This window comes from Rhizobium sp. PK7-22 (assembly GCF_056530405.1).
In genome coordinates, this window is the sequence record NZ_CP096514.1 from 883,717 (window position 1) to 910,716 (window position 27,000).

The following is a 27,000-nucleotide window of genomic DNA, read 5'->3' on the forward strand; positions in this document are numbered from 1 at the left end:
GACTGCAAGGCAGGACAAGCCTCTGATGTCTGCAAAAAAACACGGGAATGTGAACACGGCAGCCTGTGGCTCACTGACCCATGATCAGGTCGTAGAGCGTCGTCTGGCGCGGCGGACGTGTGGACGCGGTCGTGCCGACATCCGCTGGCGGCATCGGCCTGCCGCCGACCTCCGCGGGTGGCACGGGGCGACCATCGAAATCATCATAGGGGCCGCGATACTCGCGGTAGTCCCGCACCGGCATCTGGTCCGGCGTCAGGCCTTCCACATAGACATCGTCCGCCGGCGGAGCGGGATACTCGTCCTGCCGACCGACGCCGGGCAGCACTCCGGAGATGATGTCGCCGATGCTGGGCGGCTCGCGCTCCGGCTCGACGGCCGCAGGCGGCAGGTCGAAGCCGCCATGGCTTCCAAACAGTGGAGTTGGCGAATAGCCGTCCAGCGCTGCCGTCATGTATTCTTTCCAGGCCTTGGCGGGGAGGCCGCCTCCTGTCACCTTCTTCATCGAGGTGCCGTCGTCATTGCCGAACCAGATGCCGGTGGTCATGACGCTGGTGTAGCCAACGAAGAGCGCGTCCCGGAAGGATTGGGTGGTGCCCGTCTTGCCCGCCGCCTGCCAGTCCTTGAGCTTTGCCGCCTTGCCGGTTCCGTTCTCGATGACCCGCGTCAACATGCTGTTCATCGTGGCAACTACCGTTTCGCTCAGCACCCGCGGCGGGCTGTCGTAGCCCGTCTCGTAGATCGTGTTGCCCTCGGCATCGAGGATGCGGCGGACGATGTGCGGCGTTGCCTTGTAGCCGCCGTTCATGAAGGGCGCATAGGCCGCCGTCAGTTCCACCAGCGGCACTTCAGATGTTCCAAGCGCGATAGAGGCATTCGGCTGCAGCTCCTGCTCGATCCCCATCCGGTGCGCGAGGCTGACGACCTCCTGGGGTCCCACCTCCATGACGAGCTGTGCAGCGATGGTGTTCAGCGACTGGGCAAGCGCGGATGAAACAGTCACCTCGCCACGATACTTCTGATCGTAGTTTTCCGGGGTCCATTTACCGATCCGCACCGGTGCGTCGTTGCGAATCGAATCCGGCCGGATGCCGGCTTCCAGCGCGGCGGCATAGACGAAAGGCTTGAAGGCCGAACCAGGCTGGCGCTTTGCCGTCACGGCCCGATTGAACTGGCTCTGGGCATAATCCTTGCCGCCGACAAGCGCGCGGATCGCACCGGTCGCATCCATCGAGACGAGTGCGGCCTGCGACGCATTGAGCGTCTTGCCCTCGTCGTCGAGGATGTCCGTCAGGGTCTCCTCCGCCTTCCGCTCCAGCGACAGGTCGATCGTCGTCTCGACGACAAGATCCTGCTTCACCTCGCCGACGAGTTTCGTCACCTCGTCGAGAACCATGTCGGCGGCGTAGTGCTCGGCCCCGGACCAGTAGCTGCGCGCTTTCGTCGGCGGCTGCGACATCGCCGACTTGATCTCGTCCTCGGTGACATAGCCCTCTTCCTGCATCGCGCCGAGAACCACCTGGGCACGCGCTTCGGCAGCCTCCGGATCGCGCGCCGGCGACAGCCGCGATGGGGCCTTCAGAAGACCTGCCAGCAATGCTGCCTGGCCGAGATTGACCTCACGTGCCGATGTATTGAAATAGCGGCGCGAGGCTGCCTCGACGCCATAGGCATTCGACCCGAAGAAGACCCGGTTCAGGTACATCGCCAGGATCTGGTCCTTGTTGAACTTGTGTTCCAGCCAGAAGGCGAGGAGGACTTCCTGGATCTTGCGCTCGAAGGTGCGCTCCGGCGACAGGAACAGGTTTTTCGCCAATTGCTGAGTGATCGTGGAGCCGCCCTGGATGGGCTGGCCGGTCAGATTGTTGACGAAGGCGCGAGCCAGTCCAAACGGGTCGACGCCAAAATGCGAATAGAAACGTCGATCTTCGATCGCCATCACCGCCTGCGGAATGAACGGAGACATCTCCTCCAGCGACAGCGCTTCGCCGCCGGTGGCGCCGCGGTTGGCAATGACCGAGCCGTTGGTAGAGACGATCTTGATGTTGGGCGGCCGATCGGGAATCGACCAGGCGCTGGCGGCAGGCATCTGCGCGCCGTAGTAAAGGACAAGACCACCAACTGCGATGCCTGCCCAGATCCCAAGCACCACGCACCAGTAGAGGAGCGAGCGCACCGGCGCAAAAAGGCCCCGTGATTGGCGGCGCGCCTTGCTTTTCTTCCGGGAGTTGGGGGCGGTGGACTTTTTCGGCGGGCCAGACTTGCGCTTGGGGCGGCCGCCGACAATCCGATCGTCAGACCCCAGCCGCAGATCGTCCTCGAAGTGATCGTCCTCGTCTTCGAAAGACGGTTCGACCCTGTGTCGCGATTTGCCCTTGGCTGCCATGCCGCGTCGGTAGCCCCCAATTCTCAAAGCCGGCCAAGGCCGGTGATCAGATATTCGCCCAAGCTTTCGCTGGACTCTAAATGCGGCGATTTAAGGGGGTGTTAAGGGAGACTGGCCGGGCCGACCAAAGTGGTCGGCCCGAATAAAGGACTAACGGCGGCATTCATCCACGTAGCGGTTGCCGTAGCGGTCGCGGTAGTAGCAGCGCCCTGGCTGGTCCTGAACGCTGCCGATCAGTGCGCCGCCGGCACCGCCCACCGCTGCGCCAACCGCGGCTCCACGGACGTCGCCGGTTGCGACGCCGCCGACCACTGCTCCGGTCGCCGCGCCAATGCCGGCGCCGCGTTCGGTCGCCGTGCAGGCAGCCAGCGACAAGCTCATAAAGCTGATTGCGAGAATGTTTTTCATGGATTTTCTCCCTTGGTTGACGATGGAGATAACCGCCCGGGCGTCTGGTAGTTTCATTCGGGCTGGAAAAAGTTCCATGGTCACAACGCCGCGGGATCTTGTGCGGGTTTGAGAAAACCCGAGACGGTATTTCGGAACAATGCTCGGGCGGCACCGTTCGGCTGCATAAGCAACAAGGGAGAACGACGATGCCGAACAGAGACCCCATCCAGAACCCAGCGCCGGAAACCCCTCGCGGGCCAACCTCTACGCCAGGCATTCCCGACCGAACACAGGGCAAGCCGCCCCTCACGCCTGCCCAGGATCCCGGTGACACCAAGAACCCGCAGGACCCCAATCTCGATCCCGCCCTGATGCCGATCGGCGATCCCGCTGGAGCAGCTTAACGGATCTTATATTCGGCAACAGGCGGCGATCCGTCTGTTGCCGTCCTGTCGCTCGGATCACAATGGTAGCGAGCTTCGGGATCTGCGACAGCTCGTAACGGCAATTTTACATTGCTGCGCATCATGCGTAAGTTCTACACAAGACGGCCTTTATAAAGCCAATTTTCGCGCGATCATTTATATCTCAGGGACTGGGTCCGAAAAAGCCTGCACGGCTTAACAGCATGGGGAGGTTGGTGTGCCGACACAACTGGTTCGCAATCCGGTCAATCCGGATCAACTGAACATGCTGCAGCAGGTGTTCGATCAAGCATGTGTTGAACACAACATCAGCAAGTCCAGTCCAGACGGCGAGGCTCTGGCCCTTATCCTGGTGCATTCCATGCAAAAGGGGCTAAGCGAAAAGGAAAAGCTGGAGTCACTTGCTCACATCCTCGCGGAGAGCCGCGGCGCATGACCTTCGTTCTTGGCGAATGGAGCAATGTTCCTGAAGTGGAACCTATCGCCAGTTGACCCGTTTACGGATCAACTGGAACAAAATGGAGGCTTTCGATGGCCGAATCTACAGGAAACGTGAAGCCGATGGGCAGCTTGGACCAGCTCGACAGCGACAGGATGGGCCAGGAAATCGCCACCTTGCGCGCCGAGATCGCTTCGTTGAGCGCGCGCTTGAGTGAGCGTGCCGGAACCGCCGCCTCCTATGTCCAGGACGAAGCCGCGACAGTCGCCGGTGCGATCCGCGAACATCCTGCCACGGCAACGACGCTCTTTACGCTGATCGGCACGATCGGATTTGCGATCGGTTATCTCGTCGGCGCGCAGTCGGTCGAAAACCGCAGTGCCTGGTACCGTCGCTACACTTAGCGTCTATAGATTATCTCCTTGAAAGGCGGACGCCGGCGCTATCGACGTCCGCCTTTTTCGTTGCGCCGCTTCGGCTTAAGACCTGTGCCTTTGGTGCCGTCCCGACGTCAGAGCTGAAGCTATGCGTAAATCGCATTGCTGCGCTGCAAAATTAAGGCTGTTTTTCAGGCATGCCCACTGTATGATCAGAACATCGAAGCACGCACTCCTCCTCCCAGCGTTCTTCGATGGGACTAGCAACACCTCCTCCTCCCGGTTGCTGGTCAGTTTCGGAAACCCGGCGCACCTCCTCCCGCGCCGGGTTTTCTGCTTTTTGGGTGAATCCTCGAGAATTAGCGTAAGCCGCAAACCTTGACAGAGAGGCACCTCGCTTCTATCTCCCCCGCATCGCTATTTGTAGACAAGACTGCTCTAAGCACCTCCGGTGCTCTCGACACCCTTCCTTCAAATACGAGACCACCCCGTTCCGGTTCGCTGGAACATCGCCGCTATTTGCAAGAGAAAGACATCGACATGGCTACCGGTACCGTAAAGTGGTTTAACGCAACCAAGGGCTATGGCTTCATCCAGCCGGATGATGGCTCAGCAGACATTTTCGTTCACATCTCCGCTGTTGAACGCGCTGGCATGAGTTCACTCAACGACGGCCAGAAGCTGTCGTACGAACTCGTCACAGACCGCCGCTCCGGCAAGGTCGCTGCAGACAACCTGCAGGCTGCATAAGTCTGGCGCAGACGCGATCGGAAAGGCCGGCTTGTCCGGCCTTTTTTTATGTTAGCTATTGCAAATTAACGATCAGGCTACCATCTGCTGATCATCAGCATTTCCGGCGCAGTGAGCAAATGCGGGAAACCGCGCCATCGATGAAACGGTTACCATATTCGTCTTTTACGAGATGTTAACCAGTTGGAGCGATGATGATCGCCAGGGCCGCAATGGGCACATTGCCTGAAGCGGACGCGCCGGAAATGCCTGTCTCGATTCCTGGGTGACCACGGATGTACTGGCACAGACAGAATCGAGAGTAGAAAGGTCGGGCTTGCCCGGCCTTTTTCGTTTTTGGGGACCGGCAAGCCGGTCCCGTTCTCGTCACGCTCAGAGCGCCGCCATGATCCGGGCCCAGGACCGGATACCCTTGTGGAACGACTTCAGGTCGTACTTCTCGTTGGGGGAATGAATACGGTCATCGACGAGGCCGAAGCCGACCAGCAGGGAATCCATCCCGAGCATCTTCTGGAAATCGCCGACGATCGGGATAGAGCCGCCCATGCCGACGACCACGGCAGGCTTTTCCCATTCGTCCGAGAGGGCATTCTTTGCCTTTGTCAGCACAGGTGAATCATAGGACAGCTGAATGGCCGGCGAGCCGCCGTGTTCATGGAACTCTACTGTGCAGTCCGCCGGGATGCGCGATCGGACGTAGGCCCGGAACGCGTCGCGAACCTTGGCCGGATCCTGGTCGCCGACCAGCCGGAAGGAGATCTTCGCCGAAGCCTTGGCGGCAATCACCGTCTTGAAGCCTTCGCCGGTATAGCCGCCCCAGATGCCGTTGACCTCACAGGTCGGCCGCGCCCAGGTAAGCTCCAGAACCGAACGGCCCTTCTCGCCGGAGGGCACCGACAGTCCGACCTCGCCAAGGAAGCTTTCCGCATCGCGGCCGAGCGCCTCCCAGCTCGCCTTGATGTTGGCGGGGGTCTCCTCCACGCCGTCATAGAAGCCTTCAAGGGTGATCCGGCCCGTCTCGTCGCGCAGCCCGGCCAGAATTTCCGTCAGGATGTGGATCGGGTTGGCTGCCGCCCCACCGAAGAGGCCGGAATGCAGGTCGCGATCCGCGGCGGTGATGGTAATTTCCTCGCCGACGAGACCGCGAAGTGCTGCGGCGATCGCCGGCGTCTCCCCGTCCCACATGCCGGTATCGCAGACCAGCGCGCAGCTTGCGGTCAGTTCCGCGGCATTTGCTTCCAGGAAGGGCTTCAGCGACGGCGAGCCGGATTCCTCCTCGCCCTCGAACAGGATCGTCACGCGCACCGGCAGGCTGCCGTGAACGTCCTTATAGGCCCTGCAAGCCTCGACGAAGGTCATCAGCTGGCCCTTGTCGTCGGCCGTACCGCGGCCGGTGATCACCTTGCGTCCATTGCCAAGGTCCTTGATCGCCGGGTCGAAGGGATCGTTCTCCCACAGATCCACCGGATCCACCGGCTGCACGTCGTAATGGCCGTAGAAGAGGACATGCGGAGCATCCGGCGTGGCGCCGGCGTGATGGGCCACCACCATCGGATGGCCGGTCGTGTCGCGCACGGAGGCGTCGAAGCCGATGTCGGCAAGGGTAGAAACCAGCCACTCGGCGGCCTGTCGGCAATCGGCCTTGTAGGCCGGATCGGTGGAGATTGATTTGATGCGCACCAGCTCGAACAGCCGCTCAAGGCTTTTTTCGAGGTTCTGGTCGGCACGGTCGAGGACGGGGGAAAGCTCGGTCATGGGGAAATCCTGTCTGCAAGAACAGGGGCGACCTTAGTGCAAAGGTTGTTGCGTTTCGAGAGCCGAGTTGGGCGAAAGTCCTTAGAGCTTGCGCGCGTTGTCGATGGCCATGCGCATGTATTCCATCATCAGCTCGCGCTCGAATTGCCGGAAGCCCTCGAACAGGACAGCATCCGCTTCGGCCGCAGCCTCGACGGCCTGCCGCTCGAGCTCGCGCCCGAGCTCCGTCAGTCGAATGATCTGGGCCCGTCGATCGCGGGGGTGTGGCTCACGCGTGATCAGTCCGCCGCGTTCCATGCGCACCAATGTGTTGGCAAGCGTCGCCTGCTCGACCTCCAGCCGATCGAGAAGCTGCTTCTGGGTCAGGCCGTCTTCCTGCCAAAGCTCCAGCAGCACCGGAAACTGGCCCGGAGAAAAGCCGAGGTCTGCGGCCCGGCTCTGCAGGGAACGTGAGAACCCCTTGGCCAGCTGGCCGGAGAGATAGGTCGCGCAGTGGGAGCGGTTGAATGCCATGCGAGGAGCTTTCCTGACGAATGCAGGCGATATATAGCGCTCCATGCTTTCGCCAAGCCTGCGTAACAGATGAGCAGAAAAGCAAAACCGCCACGGCCGGGAGGGGGATCGGCCGCAGCGGTTCGATGTATGGACTGAGGCCCTGAGGGGGGATGGAGCCTTCGTCCGGTCTGGAGCGGCGGGGGATGAGCCGACTGCCAGACTGCGGCGTGATCATTCGCCGGTAGACAGGAAATGCGCAGCCGAACGCGGCTTTTCAAGGGAATCGCAAATTACAAATCAGTAACGTTCCGGTGAGCCTGCGGCAGGCATCGGCGCTGCGGTTTTCCATCAAGTTTTCGTGGACTGGCGAAGTGCTGCAAGCTATTCCATAGCCCATGAAAAAAGGTGATCACCTCTTCCTCGTCGACGGCTCCGGTTTCATCTTCCGCGCCTTCCACGCCCTGCCGCCGCTGACCCGCAAGTCGGACGGTCTGCCCATCGGCGCCGTATCCGGCTTTTGCAACATGCTCTGGAAGCTGCTGACGGATGCGCGCGACACCTCGGTCGGGGTGACGCCGACGCATTTTGCGGTGATCTTCGATTATTCGTCCAAGACCTTCCGCAAGGATCTCTACGACGCCTACAAGGCAAACCGCTCGGAGCCGCCGGAGGATCTCATTCCCCAGTTCGGCCTGATCCGCCAGGCGACCCGCGCCTTCAATCTGCCATGCATCGAGACCGAAGGTTTTGAAGCTGACGACATCATAGCCACCTATGCCCGCCAGGCCGAGGCGACCGGTGCCGACGTCACCATCATCTCGTCTGACAAGGACCTGATGCAGCTCGTGACGCCCAATGTCCACATGTACGACAGCATGAAGGACAAGCAGATCGGCGTTCCCGAGGTGATCGAGAAATGGGGCGTGCCGCCGGAAAAGATGATCGACCTGCAGGCCCTGGTCGGCGATTCGGTCGACAATGTCCCGGGCATTCCGGGGATCGGCCCGAAAACGGCTGCCCAGCTGCTGGAGGAATTCGGCGACCTGGAAACGCTCCTGGCCCGCGCCGGCGAGATCAAGCAGGTCAAGCGGCGCGAAAGCATCATCGCCAATGCCGATCTCGCGCGCCTGTCGCGCCGGCTTGTCGAACTGCGGCTCGACACGCCGCTCGACATGCCGCTGGACAGCCTGGTGCTCGAAACCCAGGACGGGCCGAAGCTGATCGCCTTCCTGAAGGCGATGGAGTTCGGCAGTCTGACGCGGCGCGTCGCGGATGCCTGCGACTGCGACGCCAGCGCCATCGAGCCTTCCCATGTCGAGGTGCAATGGGGTGCTGCGGCCCGCGGTCCCGACCTTGACGCGGGCGCAGGCACCTCAGAGGCGCCGGCGAGAGTGGGTTCGGGCAAGACGGTGGCCGCCGATATATACGCTGCCGCGGCGCCGGCCGATCTCGCCAAGGCACGGGCCGAGGCCTTCACGTCGGCGAAGATCGACAGGAGCTGCTACGTCACCATCCGCGACGTCGAAGAACTCGACGACTGGATGCGCGCCGCGCGCGAGACCGGTGTGATCGCCTTCGAGGCCGAGGGCACGTCGATCGATCCGATGCAGGCGGAGATTGCCGGCTTCTCCCTGGCGCTAGCCGACAACACCCACACACCTTCCGGTCGCGAGATCCGCGCCGCCTATATTCCTTTCGGCCACCGCAGCGGCAGCGACGACCTGCTCGGCAGCGGCCTTGCCGAACATCAGCTGACGAGCGGCGAGGTGTTGGAGCGGATCAAGCCTCTGCTGCAGGATGCGGCGGTTCTGAAGGTCGGGCACAACCTGAAATACGCCTATCTGCTGCTGAAACAGCACGGCATCGAGATCGCCAGCTACGACGACGTGATGCTGATGTCCTATGTGCTGGAGGCAGGCAAGGGGCCCCACAGCCTCGACGCCTTGTCGGATCGCTGGCTCGGTCATATGCCGGCTTCCTTCAAGGAAGTCGCGGGATCGGGCAAATCGGGTCTCAGCTTCGACATGGTGGAGATCGAGCGCGCTTCCGCCTATGCGGCGGAGAAGGCCGATCTCACCCTGCGCCTGTCCATGGTGCTGAAGCCGCGGCTGGCCTCAGATCAGCTGACGCGGGTCTACGAGCGGCTGGAGCGGCCTCTGGTCGCAACGCTCGCACGCATGGAGGAACGCGGCATCACCGTGGACCGGCAGATCCTGTCGCGGCTCTCGGGGGAACTGGCGCAGAAGGCTGCAGCGCTGGAGGACGAGATCTACGAGACGGCCGGCGAACGGTTCACCATCGGCTCGCCAAAGCAGCTCGGAGACATCCTGTTCGGCAAGATGGGCCTGCCCGGCGGCGCCAAGACGAAGACCGGCCAATGGTCGACCTCGGCGCAGGTGCTGGAGGATCTGGCGGCCATGGGCCACGACCTGCCGCGCAAGATCGTCGACTGGCGGCAGCTGACGAAGCTGAAATCCACCTACACCGATGCGCTGCCCGGCTATATCCACCCGCAGACGAAGCGCGTGCACACCTCCTATTCGCTCGCCTCGACCACCACGGGGCGTCTGTCCTCGGTCGAGCCGAACCTGCAGAACATTCCGATCCGCACCACCGAAGGCCGCAAGATCCGCACCGCCTTCATTACCACTGCCGGCCACAAGCTCGTCTCGGCCGACTACAGCCAGATCGAACTGCGGGTGCTGGCGCATGTCGCCGACATCCCGCAGCTGCGTCAGGCCTTTGCGGACGGCATCGACATCCACGCGATGACCGCTTCCGAGATGTTCGGCGTTCCCGTCGAAGGCATGCCGAGCGAGATCCGCCGGCGCGCCAAGGCGATCAACTTCGGCATCATCTACGGCATCTCCGCCTTCGGGCTTGCCAACCAGCTGTCGATCGAGCGCTCCGAGGCAGGCGAATACATCAAGAAGTATTTCGAGCGCTTCCCCGGGATCCGCGACTACATGGACAGCACCAAGGCCTTCGTGCGCGACCATGGCTATGTCGAAACGATCTTCGGCCGCCGCGCCTATTATCCGGAGATCCGCTCGTCCAATCCGCAGGTACGCGCCTTCAACGAGCGCGCCGCCATCAACGCGCCGATCCAGGGCTCGGCCGCAGACATCATCCGGCGCGCCATGATCCGGATGGAGCCGACGCTGCAGGCGGCCAAGCTTTCGGCCCGCATGCTGCTGCAGGTGCATGACGAATTGATCTTTGAGGTCGAGGACGGCGAGATCGCGGCGACGCTTCCGGTGATCGTTGCCACGATGGAAGAAGCCGCCATGCCGGCGATCTCGATGCGGGTGCCGCTGAAGGTGGATGCGCGCGCCGCGTCCAACTGGGACGAGGCGCACTGAGGAAGCTTTAGCGCGGGTGACTGACCGGAAGACACTTGGCGAGGACATCGACCATGGCCTCGCCGGCCTCCTCGATCGAACCGCTGTTGTCGATCGTGACGACATCATAGTCGTCGAAGCGCGTCGGCGTGCTGCGCTGCAGACGGCTCAGGATCTCCTCCCGGCTCTCGCGGCCGCGGGCTTCAAGTCTCGCGGCAAGCACGTCCGGCCGCGCCGTGACGTTGATCACCTTCATCGATGGAAAGGCGGACTGGAAGTGTGGCAGCGCCGAGCGCGAGCCATTGGCAATAACCACATGCCCCTCTGCGATCTGCTGCAGCGTCCCAGCCGGAATACCGTAGCGCAGACCGTGCGCGTCCCAGGAAACCGCAAAGCCGCCGGATTGTGCGCGGCGCTCGAATTCGGCTTCGGAGACGGCGAGATGATCCTCGCCACCGGCGTCGCCGTCACGGGTGATGACGCGCCGGACGAACACGATATGCGCAAGGCCGCGCAACCGCTCGGCCGCGAACGCCATCAGCGTATCCTTGCCGGCGCCGCTGGGGCCGACGACGACGACCATGCGCCCGCCCGCGATGCCCTCGGCTGCGATCGCGCGATCCATCACGCCACCCGACGTCCTTCGCGCCAGGTTGCGCGGACAACCGGCACACCGGTGTCGCGCTGCACCCGAACGAGATCGGCCCGCAGACCCGTCGCGATCCGGCCGCGGTCGTCGAGGCCGACAGTCCGTGCCGGGGTGGAGGTCACCATGGCCATGGCCTTCGGGAGCGAGATGCTCTCCACATCGTCGGAGAGCACGAAGGGTGCATGCAGCAGGCTGAGCGGCACGTAATCCGATGACAGAACGTCGAGCACGCCGCGCTCGGCCAGTTCCCGGGCAGCGATATTGCCGGAGTGGGACTTGCCGCGCACGATGTTGGGCGCCCCCATCAGCACGCTCATGCCGGCCTTGTGGGACGCCTCGGCAGCCTCGAAGCTGGTTGGGAACTCCGCAAGCCGCACGCCGTGGCCGATCGCTTCGTCCACGTGGCCGAGGGTGGCGTCGTCGTGGCTCGCCACCGTGATGCCTCGCTCGGCGCAGAGGCGGGCGAGTTCGTCGCGGTGAAGTGCGGAATACTGCGCGGAAGCCGCCTGTCGGCGGGCGACGAAATGGGCGAAGGCTTCATCGCTCAGGCCGCGCTTTTCCTTGTAGTAGAGGACATACTGATCCATCGACTGGAACTGACGCTGGCCGGGGGCATGATCCATCAGCGAGACGAGGCGGACATTGGGGTCCTGTTTGAAATCCTCGAAGTGCTCCAGCACGTTGTCGGAAGAAACTTCGCAGCGCAGGTGGAAGAGGTGCTCGGCGCGCAGTCGTCCATCCTTCTGCGCCGCCTGGATGGCGTCCGCCAGGCCGCGCATTTCTCCGACTTCGAAACCACCGTCTTCGTCGGCTCCCATCCGCAAGCAATCGAAGACGGTGGTGATGCCGGAGGTGGCAACCTGTGCGTCATGGGCCTGAATGGCCGCCGTGGTGTTCCACCGAACGCCGGGACGAGGAGAGTAGTGCTGTTCGAGGTGGTCCGTGTGAAGTTCGACCAGGCCGGGGATAATATAGTCGCCTTCCACATCTTCGCCGGAACGAGCGGCCCCCTCGGAAATGTCGACGATCTTGCCGTCGCGGATGAGGAGAGACCCGGAGAGGATCCGGTCGTCAAGCACGATGCGGGCGTTCGAGAGAACGGTCTCGGTGGTCATGGAAGGATCTTTCTGTTCTGGTCCGGCAGGCCAAGCGGTCGCCAGCTGTGAATGGTGAAGGGTTCGCCCCGGCGCGTCTCCCGGAAGAGCGCCAGCCCGTCGATCGGGAGCGGCGCATCCTCGTGGGCTCGAAAACGCCGTCGCAGTTCACTGTGCACCCGCGGCGCCATCTCGCTCTCGACGGCGCCCGTCAGCGTCATGTGAAAGCGCAGCTCGTCCATGACGTAGGGATAGCCCCACCGCATCAGGTAAGCGCGCTGGGTTTCCGTCAGGCGATCGGGCCGACGGCGCGCCACATCCGCATCCGACAGCGGCGCGCGGAAGGGCTCGAAGGCCTCCACCACGGTCGCCACAAACTCCTGCAGCGGCGGATGGAGGGAATGCGGCACGAGCGCAAAGAACGGACCCAGCTGACCGACGACGATGCGCGGGATCTCCAGCGGCGTCGCGGAACCAGTAAACTGCTCGAAGGCGGTCACCAGTTCGGCTTCGGAGTGTCCCTCGCGCAGTTCGAACGGCGCCTTCAGGGTCGCGTGGAAACCGTAGCGCTGGGGTTCGGCCACCAGACCCTGCCAGTCCTCGACCGGGAAGGGGAGCGGGGTCGGGGGTCCAAGAATTTCGCCGGAGAAGGCGTCGCGGCCAAGCCAGCGATTGGCTTCCTGCGTCAACAGGCTTTCGGGAGCCGGTGCAAAATAGATGGCGTAGCGCAAGGTGATATCCAGAATCAGGGAGCTGGTTGGAGCCTATCGGAGAAGGAGCGCCAAGACAGGACCTGCGCTAGAAGATTTCCATGACAGAATGATGATGGGGAAGGCGAGACTAATGGGATCGCGTCCCCATCAGCCTAGAGCGCAACGCATTGGAAATGCCGTCGAACAGGAACACCACGAGAAGAATGAGCAGGACCATGTAGGCAACATTCTCCCAGTCGGAGTTTGTTCGCATCGCTTCCCACAGTTTCAGGCCGATGCCGCCCGCACCAACCGCACCGATGATCGTGGCCGAGCGGGTGTTGGATTCCCAGAAGTAGAGCGCCTGGGACGCGAAGATGGGCATGACCTGCGGCAGCACGCCGAACCGCTGGACCGTAGCAGGCGGCGCGCCGACGGAACGCACGCCCTCGCGCTGCTTGTCGTCGATGTTTTCCAGCGCCTCGGCGTAGAGCTTGCCGAGCGTGCCGGTGTCGGTAAAGAAGATCGCCGAGATACCTGCGAGCGGTCCAGGTCCGAAGGCGCGGGTGAAGAACAGGGCCCAGATCAGCATGTCGACGGACCGCAGGAAGTCGAAGAAGCGCTTGGCGATCTGGTTCACCGGACGGTTGCGCAGGATGTTGCGGGCTGCGATGAACGACAGCGGGAAGGCGACGATCATGGCAAACAGCGTGCCGATGAAGGCCATCACGATGGTCTGCAGCAGCTTCGTCCAGACGTCGAGATGCTGCCAGGACGGATTGTAGAGGATGTCGTTCCAGGCAAGCGACAGATTGCTTTGCGCCGGATCAAGGCGCTCACCGCTGACCACGAGGTCGACGACCTCGCCCGGCGACCTGCCGAAGAAGGCGGAGTTCGTGTCGAAGAAGAAGTTTTCCCAGCCAATGAAACGCTTGCGTACACGCACGCGGTCGGCGCTGATGTCGGCCCAACCGGAGAAGCCAAAATAGGCAATGACCCGCGCTCCGGGAGAACGTTGCTCCGCCCATTCGGGAAGCGGACCTTCCGCCCGTACTTCGTCTGAACTTCGGTCGAGCAACAGCGTCAGTGTCTCTTCGCCACGTGTCAGTACAACCCGGTAGGGCTTCACATCGATGGTGCGCGACGGTCCGATATCGACAAGCGCTTCCGTTACGACCTCTTCGACGCGTCTTTCCGTCGTCGGCGCTGTCGCCGCCGTCTGTTGCTGCGCCGGGGCAGGCGCCATGAAGCTGAAGCTCGACGAGGAAGATGGTGCCGGAGCGGTCGATGTGCTGCCAGGGATCTCGATCGTGCGCGTGACCGTTTCGCGCTTCGCCTTGAGCCAGTCCGGATTGGGTTTCGGACCGATGGGATCGAAGCGCGGATAGACGATCTGGATCGTTCCGTCTGCGGCTATCTCGAGGTCTGGGCGAATTTCGTAGGAAACCCAGTCCGCCAGATAGTTGCCGGCCAGGCCCCAGTTGGCGGTGCCGAGGACCTTGCCGACGGCAAAGAACCACCAGGCGAACATGAAGTAGAGGATGATGACCGCAGCAATCATGGGCACGCGAAAACGCTGCCACACAGAACGGTGCAGGAGGGCCGGGTGACGGGCGGCGATGGCATCCATTTCGGCTGTGTTGAGAATGGTCATGACAACCCCCGTTCAGATTGCTTGAAATGCTTGGTCGCCGACCAGCTTGCGGCGGAGCCATGCGGAGAGCTGGTCGACCGCGATGATCGTCAGCAGCAAGAGGAAGATGATGGCAAGCGTCTTGGCTTCATGGCCCTGACCGATCGAGAGGCGCAGCAGTTCGCCGATGCCGCCTCCGCCGACCGCGCCGATGATGGTCGAGGCGCAGACGTTGATCTCCAGCCGCAGCAGGAAGTAGCTCATGAAGTTCGGCATGACCTGCGGCACCATGCCGAACCAAGACCGCTCCACCCAATTGGCGCCCACTGCCTTGAGGCCTTCGTCCGGCTTCATGTCGGCATTCTCGATCACTTCGAAGAACATCTTGCCGAGCGCCCCGACGGTATGGATGGCAACGGCAATGACGGCCGGCAGCGGCCCGAGCGACAGGATGGCAAGGAAGAAGCCGGCGATGACAACCTCCGGAAAGGCGCGAAGCAGCTCCATCAGGCGGCGTGCAGTTCCGCGGATCCAGGGGTTGGGAGTCATGTTCCTGGCCGCAAGGAAGGACAGGATGAAGCCGAAGAATACGCCGATACCAGTGGCAGCAATCGCAATGTTGACGGTCACCAGCATCTGGTAAAAGTATTCGGGAAGGTAGACACTTTCCGTGAGGTAGAGCCGCCCCTCTGGATAATTGTATTTCAGGCTGCCATCGTCATAGGGGGAGGGCAGGTCGAACAGCGCCCGCCAGATCTCCATGCCGTCGCGCGGAATGAGTTGTCCCACGAAGTCGAAGAAGTAGGGGAGCCGGTCCAGAAACTTGCCGGAATTCGTTTCGTTCGCGAACCACAGGGATCCGGAAACTACAGCCAGCAACAGAATGGCCGAGAGTGCCGTATAGAGGCGCCGTTGTCCCGCCAGCTGTTGCCAGTGGCGCTCGACCAGTTTTCCGCTCTCGCTGAGCGTCGGGGTGATGACGGAGGTCGACATGGCGCTATCCCGGGATGTTGCGGCTCAAGAAAAGGCCGCCGAACGAGTATCGCCGGCGGCCTTGTGACGAGGAGGCTGATCAGCCGCCGATCGTTGCCTTGCGGGCGTCGATGATCGGCTTGTAGAAGTCGACGTCGACTTCGGCGAAGCCCGTGAAGTCACCGCCCTGGATGGCGGAGAAGCAGGCCGGGTCGCTCTTCGGCAAGCCCATCATGAATTCCTTGAACTTCGCCTTCATGTCATCGTTCATGGAGGAGCGGACGACGACCGGGCCGTTCGGGATCAGCGGCGACTTCCAGAGTTCGACCAGATCGTCCATGTTGAGAACGCCCTTGTCGACCATCTTGCGGAGGTTGCCCGAGGAGTAACCATCCTTGAAATCGCCAACGCCCGAGCCGAACGTCGTGCCGGCATCGAAAGTGCCCTTCAGGACTTCCAGGACCAGGTTCTCATGTCCGCCGCCAAAGCCGGTTTCGGCAACGACTTCCTTGACGGGCTTGCCGCCGAAAGCTTCCGGGAGCGTCACGGTCGGGATCAGGTAGCCGGAGGTCGAATCCGGATCGGCGAAGCCGAGCTTCTTGCCCTGGATGTCTTGGACCTTGGTCATGCCGGAATCCTTGCGGGCGACCATGATCGAGTGATAGCCCATCGAGCCGTCCGTCTGCACCGTGGTCAGGATCGGCTCCACGACATCGGGGTTCTCGAGATAGATCTTGGCATAGCCGGACGCGCCCAGCTCGGCGTAGTCAAGCGTGCCGCCGAGAAGGCCCTGGATCGTACCGTCGTAGTCGGCCGCCGGGAAAAGCGAGACCTTTTCAACGCCGAGAACTGCGGGAAGCTGTTCCGTCATGCACTGGAAGTTGCGCAGACGGTCGGCTTCGTTTTCGCCGCCGATAATGCCGATGCGGAATTCCTTGAGGTCTTCGGCCATAACGTTGCCGGCAAGAGCAACCAGGGCCGCTGTGGCGAGCAGAGTCTTCTTCAGCATGAGATCATCTCCTATTTGTCCGGACAGTCCGGATGGCTTTGCGTGAATTGCCTTTGACGCAGGCATGCGATTTCACGTCGGGTTACACGCTGGCGGCGGCCAGGGCGCTGACCTTGACAGATGGCCGGGCGGGCCTTTCGGCCGCTGCGGGAATATTGATGCTGGTGGAGGTCATCGACTCGTCGATGCCTGCACCATCGCGGTCCGAGCCGTAGATTGCGTGAACGGCGTCGGACGTCAGCTCGGACGGCGTTCCGTCGAAGACGACATGTCCGTCGGCCATGCCGATGATCCGTTCGCAGTAGCCGCGCGCCGTATCGAGCGTGTGGAGATTGGTGATCACGGTGATGCCTTCGCGCTCGTTGATGTCGCGCAGCGCGTCCATCACGATCTTGGCGTTGAGCGGGTCAAGCGAGGCGATAGGCTCGTCGGCCAGCACCATCTTCGGGGCTTGCATCAGGGCGCGGGCGATCGCGACGCGCTGCTGCTGGCCGCCCGAAAGCGTGCCGGCGCGCTGGAGAGCGGTCTGCTCGATGCCGAGCCGCTCCAGGGCGGCGATCGCCATGATGCGCTCTTCGCGGGTGAAAACGCTGAGGAGGCTCATCACCGTCGAACGGTGGTTGAGGCGGCCGAGCAGGACATTGGTCAGCACGTCTAGCCGCGGCACCAAGTTGAACTGCTGGAAGATCATGGCGCAATCGCGCTGCCAGCCACGAAGCGCGTTGCCGCGCAGGCGGGATACCTCGAGATCGCCGAAATGGATCGAGCCGGACGAGGGATCTGTCAGGCGATTGATCATCCGAAGAAGTGTCGACTTGCCGGCGCCGGAGCGGCCGATGATGCCGACCATCTGCCCCTGCGGGATCTCGAGGGTGACGTCGTTGACGGCCGTTCGTTCGCCGAAGCGGCGGGTGACGTTCCTGAGTTCGAACTTCATGCTCGGGGCCTTCTCGCTGTCTAATCTCGCGATGGCATTAGCGGCCGCAGATGAAGGCTGAATGTCGGTTTTATGTCGCCGTTGTCACAATTGGCGACAGGTGGAAAAACCCTTAGCCGCCGTGCCTGGACAGGAAGTCCTCGGCCGTCAGGGCGCGGAAATCATCGAGCGCTGTCCGCAGTTTCAGATGGTCCCAGTTCCACCAGGCAAGCCTGTCCATCCGCTCTCCGACTTCTTTCGTAAAGCGCTCGCGGATAAGCCTGGCGGGCACGCCGCCGACGATCGTATAGGGCGCGACATCCTTGGAGACGACTGCGCCGGCCCCGATCACCGCGCCATTGCCGACGGTGACACCCGGCAGAACGGTCGCGCCATGGCCGATCCAGACATCGTTGCCGATCGTCACCCGGTTCTCGCGGCGCCATTCGAAGAACTCTTCCTCGTTCTCCGCATCATCCCAGTAGTTGGCGGCACGATAGGTGAAGTGGTGGAGCGTGGCGCGCCAGGTGGGGTGGTTGGTGGCATTGATGCGAACGGCCGCAGCGATGTTGACGAACTTGCCGATCGTGGCGCACCAGACCGAACCGTCCTGCATGATGTAGGAGTAATCACCGATCTCCGCCTCGTCGATGCGGCATCGTTCGGAGACCTCGGTGTAGCGGCCAAGCTTCGAGTTGTTGACGCTGGCGCTCGGATGGATACTGGGCTCGATACCGACCTTCACGCTCATGCGGCAGCCCTTCGTGGTGAGAACTGCAGCACGTCGAGCACCCGGTCGGAAACCGCCTCGCGGACTTCCTCGTCATGGAAGATACCGAGGAGCGCGACGCCCTTGCGCTTCTTGTCGGCGATCATCTCGATCACCACACGGCGGTTGCGCGCGTCGAGCGAGGCGGTCGGCTCGTCGAGCAGCAGCACGCTGTGGTCGGTGATGAAGCCGCGGGCGATATTGACGCGCTGCTGTTCGCCGCCGGAAAACGTAGCGGGCGGCAGGCCCCAGAGCTCTTCCGGCAGGTTGAGCTCGGAGAGCAGAGCGGCAGCCTTGTTCCGCGCGTCAGCGGCATCGATGCCGCGCGACAGAAGTGGCTCGGCCACGACGTCGAGCGCTGAGACCCGCGGTACGGTGCGCAGGAACTGGCTCACATAGCCCATGGTCTGGCGCCGGACGTCGAGCACGGTGCGCGGATCGGCGCGGGCAAGGTCGACGATCCGGTCGCGGTGCGCCACCAGGATCTGGCCGGCGTCCACGGCATAATTGCCGTAGAGCATCTTCAGGATCGAGCTCTTGCCGATGCCGGACGGGCCGCCGAGCACGACGCATTCGCCGCTCGCGACAGAGAAGTTGACGTCGTTGACGACCGGCAGCTTGATGCCGTCGCGCAGATGCATGGTGAAGCTCTTGAACACTTCCGAAACGACGAGGGGGGTGGCCATGGGATGTCCTAAACCTGCAGGATGGAGGAGACGAGCAACTGCGTGTAGGGCTCGCGCGGATCGTCGAGGACCCGGTCGGTGAGGCCCTGCTCGATCACATGTCCGTCCTTCATCACCATCATCCGGTGCGACAGCAGCCGGGCGACGGCAAGATCATGAGTGACGATGATCGCCGAGAGACCGAGATCGTTGACGAGGCCCCGCACCAGGTCGAGCAGCCGAGCCTGAACCGAGACGTCGAGGCCGCCGGTCGGCTCGTCCATGAACACCAGGCGCGGGCCAGTCACCAGGTTGCGGGCAATCTGCAGGCGCTGGCGCATGCCGCCGGAAAAGGCGCGCGGAGCATCGTCGATGCGATCGGCATCGATCTCGACCCGGCCGAGCCAGTCGGTGGCGGTGGCGCGGATGTTGCCGTAGTGGCGGTTGCCGACCGCCATCAACCGCTCGCCCACATTGGCGCCGGCCGAGACCGTCATCCGCAGGCCATCGGCCGGATTCTGGTGCACGAAGCCCCAATCGGTGCGCATCAGGAAGCGCCGCTCGGCCTCGGCCATGTGGTAGAGATCGCGGATGCTGCCGTCGCGCATCGTGTATTCGACGCTGCCCGTCGTCGGCAGCAGCCGCGTGGAAATGCAGTTCAGCAGCGTCGTCTTTCCGGAACCGGATTCACCGACGATCGCCAGCACCTCACCCGGCCAGAGGTCGAAGGAGACCTCCTTGCAGCCGATCCGCTGGCCGTAGAATTTCGAGACGGACTTCACCTTCAGAAGCGGTGTATCGCTCATTCTGCAGCCTCCTGGCGTCCCAGCATTGCCCCTGCATGGCCGTGGTCGCGCCGGTCCTCGCAGTGGTCGGTGTCGGAGCAGACGAACATGCGGCCGCCCTGGTCGTCGAGGATGACCTCGTCGAGATAGACGTTCTCCGCACCGCACAGAGCACAGGGCTTGTCGAAGCTCTGGATCTCGAAGGGATGATCCTCGAAGTCGAGGCTGACCACTTCCGTATGGGGCGGGATGGCGTAGATGCGCTTTTCGCGGCCGGCACCAAACAGCTGGAGTGCATCCGACATGTGCATCTTCGGATTGTCGAATTTCGGCGTCGGCGACGGATCCATCACATAGCGCCCGGCAACCTTGACAGGATAGGCATAGGTCTTCGAGATCCGACCGTTATGGGCGATGTCCTCGTAGAGCTTCACGTGCATGAGGCCGTATTCCTCGAGTGCATGCATCTTGCGCGTCTCGGTTTCGCGCGGCTCGAGAAAGCGCAGGGGCTCCGGGATCGGCACCTGATAGACCAGCACCTGGCCTTCCGAAAGCGGCTGCTCCGGAATGCGGTGGCGCGTCTGAATGATGGTGGCGTCCTTCGTATGCGTGGTCACCGCAACATTGGCGACCTTCTGGAAGAAGGCGCGGATGGAGACGGCATTGGTGGTATCGTCAGCGCCCTGGTCGATGACCTTGAGCACGTCCGCAGGGCCGATGATGGAGGCCGTCACCTGCACGCCGCCCGTGCCCCAACCGTAGGGCATCGGCATTTCACGCGAGGCAAAAGGCACCTGATAGCCCGGAATGGCGATCGCCTTCAGGATGGCGCGGCGGATCATCCGCTTCGTCTGTTCGTCGAGATAGGCGAAATTATAGGTCGCCAGGCCACTGTCGGACGGAACCTCAGGAGGCATTGCGTGTTTCTCCAGTGCAAAAGGAGCAATTAGTCATGGATACTGGCCTTCTGATCACGATGTTCTTTACGGTATTTGCAGCAAGCGGTTTGTGCTGTGCCTATTGGTACGGTGAAACCGACCACAATTAGTCGCCGTGCGAAGGTCTATTCCGCAGCATCGCGGATGGGGCCTGTATTGATCTTTTGTGTCGCCTCGATATCGGCGCGCATTTTCCGGACGAGACCAAGCTCCGCCTGGAAGTCGACATAATGTGGCAGCTTGAGGTGCTCGACGAACCCGGTGGCCTGAACATTGTCGGCATGCGAGATGACGAATTCCTCGTCCTGCGCCGGAGCAGTGATATCTTCTCCCAGTTCCTCCGCCCTTAGCGCCCTGTCGACCAGAGCCATGCTCATCGCCTTGCGCTCACCCTGACCGAACACCAGCCCGTAACCGCGTGTGAACTGCGGCGGCGCCTTCGATGACCCCTTGAACTGGTTCACCATCTGGCATTCGGTGACCTGAGCGCGCCCCAGCGAAACGGCAAAGCCGAGCTCCGGTACATCCAGTTCCACCTCCACCTCGCCGATGCGGATTTCCCCGACGAACGGGTGGTTGCGTCCGAAGCCGCGCTGTGTCGAATAGCCGAGCGCGAGCAGGAAGCCCTCGTCACCACGCGCCAGTGCCTGCAGGCGCAGATCGCGTCCCATCGGGAATTCCATCGGCTCGCGCGTCAGGTCGCCCGGCGGCTGGTCATCGGGCAGTTGCCCGTCTCCCTCGATCAGACCTTCGGTCGCCAGAATGTCGGACACCCGGGTGGAGGCGCCGTGCAGCGGCTGCTTGCGCGATGGCAGGTCGACATCCTCGTCCGTAAGGAGCGAGGGGTCGAGCAGGCGGTGGGTATAGTCAAAGGTCGGCCCCAGAACCTGCCCGCCGGGCAGGTCCTTGTAGGTCGCGGAGATCCGACGGGCGATGTGCATCTTCGCGGTGTCGATCGGCACGGAGCTTCCAAAGCGAGGCAGTGTAGTCCGGTAGGCCCGGAGCAGGAAGATCGCCTCGATCATGTCGCCGCGCGATTGCCGCACGGCCAGTGCCGCCAGCGTCCGGTCGTAGAGCGATGCCTCGGCCATCACCCTGTCGACGGCGAGCGCGAGTTGCTCGACGATCTGCTCGATGGTGACGGACGGCAGCGACCGGTCACCTCGCCGGCGGTCGGCCAGCAGTTGGTGGGCTGCATTGATGGCGGCCTCGCCTCCCTTGACGGCTACATACATGCGGTTTCTCCTCCGGCAATCCTGGTGGTGCGGGGCAGGCAAAGCAGGGCATCGCCGGCGGTGAGGATGACGTCGGCGCCCCGCGGGAAGAGCGCCCTGTTGTCATTCCAGATGCTGAGGAAGACCTCCGGCAGGCCGGTGACCTTCACGGTGACGCTGTCCTTGATGCCGGGACCCGACAGCGTCAGCGGCTGTCCGTCCGCAAGCGAGGCCACTTCGATGACCAGCGTCGTCGACCGGTCCGGATATTCCTGTGTGCCGAGCGCGAAGAGACCGAAGGAGCAGATGCCGGCGGGCGCCTGTAGGAAGGCGAAGCGGGCGTCGTTCTTTTCCGCTGCCATGGGCGCGCCGGTGTGGAAGGCGATCCATTGTGGCGCACCGGATTTGGCCATTCCCGGTTGCAGCCAGACCGGCGTATCGGCATCGCAAAGCGCCAGCGCCACGGCGCCTGCGGCCCGCCCGAGGGGCAGGGGCTGCTCCACGTCGATGCCGACGGTCTGGATCGTGCCTGGGCGGGACATGCCGTCCATCAAGAGGCGAAAGACCGCCTGCGAATCGAAGACCGGGTCGGAAAAGCCGCCGGCAAGGGCTTGCGCGTTCATGCTCATCAGTCGTCTCCTCGCACCATGGTAAAGAAGTCGACGCGCGTGGCCGCCGTCTCTTCGGCCTGCTGGCGATCCTCCTCGGCGATCCGCGCTTCGACCGGCGTCAGAATCACATCCTCGACGAAGCGACGGGTATCATTGTCCTGCCAGAGCGCATCGAAGATCGCCGCAAGCCGAACCTTGGGCTTGTCGGTTCCCAGCGCATGAGCATGTCCGGCAATGCCGGAGGCGAGCAGCACCGTGGCGCGCGTCACGGTGGCCTCACCCAGATTGAAAGGACCGCCACCGCCACCAATGCGACCGCGCACCATTACCAGTCCGGTTTCGGGACCGCGTACCGGAGAATAGTCCGGTTTCGCGGCAAGCGCGTCCCAGGCGCCGGTCAGCTCTTCGCGACTGGCACGCGCAAGCAGGCCGGCTACGCGCTTGCGGGCCTCGATCTCTGAGAGGGAAGTGTCGGGAGCGGGAACAGTCATCGGCCTCTTTCTAATGTCTATTGTTATAGACAACCATACAATCTGACTGTACAGTTACAGCCGAGACATAACAAGAGTGTGACATGACGGTGCAGGCGAGCGTTCAACGACAAAGCGGGGTTGCCCTGTGGCGCCAGATCGCCGACCGCATCCGCGCCTCGATCGCCAGCGGTGAATACGACGCGACTGGTCGCGTGCCGCCGGAAATGATTCTGGCGGCGCAGTTCGGCGTTAACCGGCACACGGTAAGGAGCGCGCTTGCCGCCCTCGCGCAAGAGGGGATCGTCAAGGCGGTGCAGGGCATCGGCACGATGATCGAGCGCAAGGAGCGGCTGAACTTCCCGATCTCGCGAAGAACCCGCTTCAACGAGGGCATCGGCGCGCAGGCACGAGAGACGGAGGGGCTTCTGCTGGCCTCGGCCGAAGAGCCTGCCTCCGACGATCTGGCGCGCCGCCTGCAGCTTGAGACGGGCGCGGCGGTCATCCGGCTGGAGACGCTGCGCAAGGCGGACGGTCGGGCGGTGTCGCGGGCCACTGCCTGGTTTCCCGCAGAACGCTTTGCCGGCATCCAGGAGGCCTATCGTGCCAGCGGCTCGATCACGGCTGCCTTCAGGGTGCTCGGCCTATCGGACTATGTGCGGGTCTCGACGGAAATCACCGCCAGCCATGCCGATGGAGCGGAGATGGAGGAATTGGGCCTGTCTGCAGGCGCGATCGTCCTCGTCACGCATTCCCTGAACGCGGACCCCGAGGGGGTCCCCGTCCAGTTTGCGGTCAGCCGCTTCCCGGCCGACCGGGTGCAGTTCACCATCGAGAACTGAGGGCGGAGCCGGTTGCGCCGCCCTTGGAAGCTTCAGTGGGCGGCGGACATGTCCCCGAGCACCTGCTTGGAGGCCACGGTGGAATCGGCATTCAGCTTGTAGATCATCGGCACGCCGGTCGCGAGGTTGAGCTTCAGGATCTCGTCCTTGCTCATCCGGTCGAGCACCATGACGAGGGCGCGCAGGGAATTCCCATGGGCGGCGACCAGAACCGTCTCGCCCCGCAGCACGCGCGGCAGGATCTCGGTCATGTAATAGGGCCAGACGCGCGCGCCGGTATCGCGCAGGCTTTCGCCGCCCGGCGGCGGGACGTCGTACGAGCGGCGCCAGATATGCACCTGCTCTTCGCCCCATTTCTCGCGGGCGTCATCCTTGTTGAGGCCGGAAAGATCGCCGTAGTCGCGCTCGTTTAGGGCCACGTCGCGGATCGTTTCGAGGTTCGGCTGGCCGACCTTGTCGAGAACGATGCGCAGCGTGTCCTCGGCGCGCTTCAGCACCGAGGTGAAGGCGATGTCGAACTTGAGACCTGCATCGGCGAGCGCCTGGCCGCCGGTCTCGGCTTCCTGGATCCCGAGCGGGGTGAGGTCCGGATCGCGCCAGCCGGTAAAGAGGTTCTTGAGGTTCCATTCGCTCTGGCCGTGGCGAACGAGGACGAGGGTGCCGCTCATGAAGTCATATCCTCCGAATGATGATCAGTGGGAAAGCCCGAGAACGTCGAGCATGTCGTAAAGGCCGGGCTTCTGGCCGCGGCCCCAGAGCGCCGCCGCGACAGCGCCGCGGGCAAAGATGGAGCGGTCGCGGGCGCTGTGGGAGAGGGTCACCAGCTCGCCTTCGCCGGCTAGCAGGACGGAATGGTCGCCGACGACCGAGCCGCCGCGCAACGTCGCAAAGCCGATCGTACCGGCGGGACGGGCGCCCGTATGGCCGTCGCGAACCTTCACGGCATTGGCCTGAAGCGGGATATCGCGTCCCCTGGCCGCAGCCTCGCCGAGCAGAAGGGCGGTACCCGAAGGTGCATCCACCTTGTGCTTGTGGTGCATCTCCAGCACTTCGATGTCCCAGCTGTCAGCCGGAAGCGCCCGGGCCGCCTGCTCCACGAGCACGCCGAGCAGGTTGACGCCGAGGCTCATGTTGCCGGACTTGACGATGCAGGCATGGCGAGACGCCGCCTCGATCTTCTGGTCGTCCGAGAGCGAGCAGCCGGTGGTGCCGATCACATGCACGATGCGCGCCTGAGCGGCCAGGCCTGCAAACTCCACAGTCGCGGCCGGGCGGGTGAAATCGAGGACGCCCTCGGCATCGACGAAGGCCTGAAGCGGGTCAATGGTGATCGGCACGCCGATCATTCCGACACCGGCAAGTTCGCCTGCGTCCTTGCCGATGAAGGGAGAACCGTCACGTCCGATGGCAGCGTGCAGCACGACGCCCTTCGTCTCGTGGATCGCGCGGATGAGGCTCTGTCCCATGCGGCCACCGGCACCCACCACCACGAGTTTCATCGGATTGTCGCTCATGCCGGCGTAGCTTTCATGTTCATGCAGCGGTTTCGGGCGCCTGCAGATTGTTGAGGCGAGCGTAAAGCCCGTCCTTGTGCTGTGCAAGCACCTCGTGCGTGCCTTCCTCGATCACTCGGCCCTCGTGCATGACGATGATCTTGTCTGCATTGACCACCGTCGACAGCCGATGCGCGATCACCAGCACGGTGCGTCCGCTCATGGCCGATTCCAGCGCCTTCTGAACGGCGGCTTCCGATTCATTGTCGAGCGCGGACGTCGCCTCGTCGAGGAGCAGGATCGGCGCCTGGCGCACCAGCGCCCGGGCAATCGAAAGACGCTGACGCTGGCCGCCCGACAGCGTCACGCCGTTCTCGCCAACCGGCGTGTCGTAGCCGAAGGGCTGCGCCAGGATGAAGTCGTGGGCATGGGCGAGCCTTGCAGCCTCCTCTACCTCGGCATCCGTCGCCTCCGGCCGTCCGTAGCGGATGTTGTCGCGGATTGTCCCTTCGAAGAGATAGGGCTGCTGCGAAACATAGGCGAGGTGGCGCCGCAGCGACGCCTTCGTGACGTCGGTGATGTCCTGGCCGTCGATCAAGATGCTGCCTGCCAACGGGTCGTAGAAGCGGGGGATGAGGCTGATGATCGTCGACTTTCCGGCGCCCGACGGTCCCACCAGTGCCGTTGTCTTGCCGCCTTCGGCGACGAGATCGACACCTCGCAGGATGGCGTCGCCGCTGGCGTAGGAGAAGGAGACGCCGCGCAGCTCGATCCTTGCCTCGGTAACCACCAGATCCTTGGCGCCGGGCTTGTCGCGCTGGAGCGGCGCCTGGTCGAGAAGCGCGTAGATCATCCGCGCATTGACGACGGCACGCTCCATCTGCACCTGCAGCCTGGCCAAACGGCGGGCCGGGTCGTAGGCCAGCAGAAGCGCGGTGACGAAGGCGAAGAAGGCACCCGGCGGTACGCCGTCATAGATCGACCGGAAGGCGGCATAGGCAAGCACGCTGGAAATCGCGAACCCGGCGAAGGTTTCCGTCAGCGGCGCCGTGCGCTCGGTCAGCCGCGCGATCCGGTTGGCGCGGTTTTCGGCCTGCGAGATCAGGTCCTCGACCTTGCGCCCGAGCTGATCTTCCATCGTGAAGGCCTTTACGATGGCAATACCCTGGACCGTCTCCTGCATGGCGCCCAGCACATGGCTGTTGAGCTCGATCGATTCACGCGTGGCGCTGCGCAGCCGGCGCGAGACGTAGCGCAGCGCGAAGATCAGCGGCGGCGCCACGACGAAGACGATCAGCGACAGCACCGCGTCCTTGCTGAACATCACGCCGATCAGTGCGATCAGCGTCAGGAAATCGCGGGCGGTGGAGGTGACGGTGAGGTTCAGCACGTCCCGGATGCCGTTGACGTTCTGGCTGATCTGAGCGGCAAGATGCGCGGACCGGCTTTCGCTGAAGAAACCGACCGATAGCGACATCAGATGCGTGTAGAGCCGGCGCTGGTAGACAGCGACGATATTGTTGCCGATCTTCGACAGCGTCACCGACTGGCCGTAGGTGGCAAGGCCGCGCAATACGAAGGCAAGGAAGATGGCGCCGCAGATCAGCCACACGATGTCCGCGCGCTGGTTGGCGAAGGCCTCGTTGACGACGGCTTCCATGATCCAGGCGGTGAAGGCGGTCGTTGCGGCCACCACGACGAGGCAGAAGATCGCAAAGGCATAGGCCTTCACGTGCTCGCGACCGTTTTCTGCGATCACGCGCTTCAGCACGCTTGTCACCGTCCCCGAATCCAGGTGGTGTCGCTTCTTGTGTTTAGCAGAGCCCAATAAGGATGATCCCGTATCTAGACAGCGCTGAAGGCGTGCCGCCAGCATTTGCGGGCTCTATA

27 protein-coding genes are annotated in these 27,000 nt (G+C 63.1%); 6 read left to right on the forward strand and 21 right to left on the reverse strand.

The features are described 5' to 3' along the window. Nucleotides 1-70: 70 nt before the first annotated feature. Both M1E10_RS08940 and M1E10_RS08945 read right to left on the reverse strand, forming a co-directional pair. Nucleotides 71-2,386: a transglycosylase domain-containing protein gene (locus M1E10_RS08940; RefSeq protein WP_499176004.1), complete on the reverse strand. Its 2,316-nt coding sequence runs from the start codon at nt 2,384-2,386 to the stop codon at nt 71-73. A gap of 150 nt (nt 2,387-2,536) precedes the next feature. Next, on the reverse strand, nt 2,537-2,794 hold the full coding sequence (locus M1E10_RS08945) for a YMGG-like glycine zipper-containing protein (RefSeq protein ID WP_499176005.1): 258 nt from the start codon (nt 2,792-2,794) through the stop codon (nt 2,537-2,539). A gap of 188 nt (nt 2,795-2,982) precedes the next feature. On the opposite strand from M1E10_RS08945, the gene M1E10_RS08950 reads away from it, so the two are divergent. From M1E10_RS08950 to M1E10_RS08965, 4 genes are all read left to right on the forward strand, one after another. Continuing rightward, nucleotides 2,983-3,180: a hypothetical protein gene (locus tag M1E10_RS08950; RefSeq protein WP_499176006.1), complete on the forward strand. Its 198-nt coding sequence runs from the start codon at nt 2,983-2,985 to the stop codon at nt 3,178-3,180. A 238-nt stretch (nt 3,181-3,418) separates the two neighbouring features. Next, on the forward strand, nt 3,419-3,637 hold the full coding sequence (locus M1E10_RS08955; RefSeq protein WP_499176007.1) for a hypothetical protein: 219 nt from the start codon (nt 3,419-3,421) through the stop codon (nt 3,635-3,637). A gap of 95 nt (nt 3,638-3,732) precedes the next feature. Further along, nucleotides 3,733-4,044 (forward strand): hypothetical protein, encoded by a 312-nt coding sequence (locus tag M1E10_RS08960; protein WP_499176009.1) that lies wholly within the window; start codon nt 3,733-3,735, stop codon nt 4,042-4,044. Nucleotides 4,045-4,557: 513 nt separating this feature from the next. Continuing rightward, on the forward strand, nt 4,558-4,767 hold the full coding sequence (locus tag M1E10_RS08965) for a cold-shock protein (RefSeq protein WP_029619029.1): 210 nt from the start codon (nt 4,558-4,560) through the stop codon (nt 4,765-4,767). A gap of 372 nt (nt 4,768-5,139) precedes the next feature. Here the strand turns inward: M1E10_RS08965 and M1E10_RS08970 are convergent, their stop codons facing one another. Both M1E10_RS08970 and M1E10_RS08975 read right to left on the reverse strand, forming a co-directional pair. Then, nucleotides 5,140-6,522 carry a M20/M25/M40 family metallo-hydrolase gene (locus M1E10_RS08970; RefSeq protein ID WP_499176010.1) on the reverse strand — a complete coding sequence of 461 codons (1,383 nt, stop codon included), beginning with the start codon at nt 6,520-6,522 and terminating at the stop codon, nt 5,140-5,142. Between the two features lie 81 nt (nt 6,523-6,603). Then, nucleotides 6,604-7,035 carry a MarR family winged helix-turn-helix transcriptional regulator gene (locus M1E10_RS08975; protein ID WP_499176011.1) on the reverse strand — a complete coding sequence of 144 codons (432 nt, stop codon included), beginning with the start codon at nt 7,033-7,035 and terminating at the stop codon, nt 6,604-6,606. Between the two features lie 377 nt (nt 7,036-7,412). On the opposite strand from M1E10_RS08975, the gene polA reads away from it, so the two are divergent. Then, entirely contained in the window at nt 7,413-10,379 is a 2,967-nt protein-coding gene (gene polA / locus M1E10_RS08980) for a DNA polymerase I (RefSeq protein WP_499176012.1), read from the forward strand. Between the two features lie 7 nt (nt 10,380-10,386). Here polA and phnN read toward each other — a convergent pair whose 3' ends face one another. The 14 genes from phnN to phnG all read right to left on the reverse strand — a co-directional run bounded on the left by phnN (nt 10,387) and on the right by phnG (nt 22,796). Next, complete coding sequence (gene phnN / locus M1E10_RS08985) at nt 10,387-10,983, reverse strand: ribose 1,5-bisphosphate phosphokinase PhnN (protein ID WP_499177129.1); 597 nt, start codon at nt 10,981-10,983, stop codon at nt 10,387-10,389. Continuing rightward, a complete protein-coding gene (locus M1E10_RS08990) occupies nt 10,983-12,122 on the reverse strand; it encodes an alpha-D-ribose 1-methylphosphonate 5-triphosphate diphosphatase (protein ID WP_499176013.1) in 1,140 nt (379 codons plus the stop codon). Before M1E10_RS08990 ends, phnN begins: the two co-directional genes overlap by 1 nt. Further along, on the reverse strand, nt 12,119-12,832 hold the full coding sequence (locus M1E10_RS08995; RefSeq protein ID WP_499176014.1) for a DUF1045 domain-containing protein: 714 nt from the start codon (nt 12,830-12,832) through the stop codon (nt 12,119-12,121). Before M1E10_RS08995 ends, M1E10_RS08990 begins: the two co-directional genes overlap by 4 nt. A 109-nt stretch (nt 12,833-12,941) precedes the next feature. Beyond that, nucleotides 12,942-14,447: a PhnE/PtxC family ABC transporter permease gene (gene phnE, locus M1E10_RS09000; RefSeq protein WP_499176015.1), complete on the reverse strand. Its 1,506-nt coding sequence runs from the start codon at nt 14,445-14,447 to the stop codon at nt 12,942-12,944. Nucleotides 14,448-14,459: 12 nt separating this feature from the next. After that, nucleotides 14,460-15,419: a PhnE/PtxC family ABC transporter permease gene (phnE, locus tag M1E10_RS09005; RefSeq protein WP_499176016.1), complete on the reverse strand. Its 960-nt coding sequence runs from the start codon at nt 15,417-15,419 to the stop codon at nt 14,460-14,462. A gap of 79 nt (nt 15,420-15,498) precedes the next feature. Beyond that, nucleotides 15,499-16,407, reverse strand: coding sequence for a substrate-binding domain-containing protein (gene phnD / locus M1E10_RS09010; RefSeq protein ID WP_499176017.1), 909 nt, complete (start codon nt 16,405-16,407; stop codon nt 15,499-15,501). A gap of 82 nt (nt 16,408-16,489) precedes the next feature. Next, a complete protein-coding gene (gene phnC, locus M1E10_RS09015) occupies nt 16,490-17,344 on the reverse strand; it encodes a phosphonate ABC transporter ATP-binding protein (protein WP_499176018.1) in 855 nt (284 codons plus the stop codon). 112 nt (nt 17,345-17,456) lie between these two features. Beyond that, a complete protein-coding gene (locus M1E10_RS09020) occupies nt 17,457-18,074 on the reverse strand; it encodes an LbetaH domain-containing protein (RefSeq protein WP_499176019.1) in 618 nt (205 codons plus the stop codon). Next, nucleotides 18,071-18,778: a phosphonate C-P lyase system protein PhnL gene (gene phnL, locus M1E10_RS09025; protein ID WP_499176020.1), complete on the reverse strand. Its 708-nt coding sequence runs from the start codon at nt 18,776-18,778 to the stop codon at nt 18,071-18,073. The genes M1E10_RS09020 and phnL overlap by 4 nt, the downstream gene beginning before the upstream one ends. Before the next feature lie 8 nt (nt 18,779-18,786). Further along, complete coding sequence (gene phnK / locus M1E10_RS09030; protein ID WP_499176021.1) at nt 18,787-19,563, reverse strand: phosphonate C-P lyase system protein PhnK; 777 nt, start codon at nt 19,561-19,563, stop codon at nt 18,787-18,789. Continuing rightward, nucleotides 19,560-20,459, reverse strand: a complete 900-nt coding sequence (locus tag M1E10_RS09035) for an alpha-D-ribose 1-methylphosphonate 5-phosphate C-P-lyase PhnJ (protein ID WP_499176022.1) — start codon at nt 20,457-20,459, stop codon at nt 19,560-19,562. Before M1E10_RS09035 ends, phnK begins: the two co-directional genes overlap by 4 nt. A 146-nt stretch (nt 20,460-20,605) precedes the next feature. After that, on the reverse strand, nt 20,606-21,715 hold the full coding sequence (locus M1E10_RS09040) for a carbon-phosphorus lyase complex subunit (RefSeq protein ID WP_499176023.1): 1,110 nt from the start codon (nt 21,713-21,715) through the stop codon (nt 20,606-20,608). After that, nucleotides 21,706-22,323 (reverse strand): phosphonate C-P lyase system protein PhnH, encoded by a 618-nt coding sequence (gene phnH / locus M1E10_RS09045; protein WP_499176024.1) that lies wholly within the window; start codon nt 22,321-22,323, stop codon nt 21,706-21,708. The genes M1E10_RS09040 and phnH overlap by 10 nt, the downstream gene beginning before the upstream one ends. Further along, nucleotides 22,323-22,796, reverse strand: a complete 474-nt coding sequence (gene phnG / locus M1E10_RS09050; RefSeq protein WP_499176025.1) for a phosphonate C-P lyase system protein PhnG — start codon at nt 22,794-22,796, stop codon at nt 22,323-22,325. The genes phnH and phnG overlap by 1 nt, the downstream gene beginning before the upstream one ends. A gap of 83 nt (nt 22,797-22,879) precedes the next feature. On the opposite strand from phnG, the gene phnF reads away from it, so the two are divergent. Continuing rightward, nucleotides 22,880-23,617: a phosphonate metabolism transcriptional regulator PhnF gene (gene phnF / locus M1E10_RS09055; protein ID WP_499176026.1), complete on the forward strand. Its 738-nt coding sequence runs from the start codon at nt 22,880-22,882 to the stop codon at nt 23,615-23,617. 32 nt (nt 23,618-23,649) lie between these two features. On the opposite strand, the gene M1E10_RS09060 is transcribed toward phnF, so the two are convergent. Genes M1E10_RS09060 through M1E10_RS09070 form a run of 3 tightly spaced genes read right to left on the reverse strand, consistent with a single transcriptional unit; the run spans nt 23,650 to nt 26,986 of the window. Next, complete coding sequence (locus M1E10_RS09060) at nt 23,650-24,285, reverse strand: 2,3-bisphosphoglycerate-dependent phosphoglycerate mutase (RefSeq protein ID WP_499176027.1); 636 nt, start codon at nt 24,283-24,285, stop codon at nt 23,650-23,652. Between the two features lie 24 nt (nt 24,286-24,309). Then, nucleotides 24,310-25,131: a 4-hydroxy-tetrahydrodipicolinate reductase gene (dapB, locus tag M1E10_RS09065; protein ID WP_499176028.1), complete on the reverse strand. Its 822-nt coding sequence runs from the start codon at nt 25,129-25,131 to the stop codon at nt 24,310-24,312. 19 nt (nt 25,132-25,150) lie between these two features. Beyond that, complete coding sequence (locus M1E10_RS09070) at nt 25,151-26,986, reverse strand: ABC transporter ATP-binding protein (protein WP_499176029.1); 1,836 nt, start codon at nt 26,984-26,986, stop codon at nt 25,151-25,153. Nucleotides 26,987-27,000: the final 14 nt, after the last annotated feature.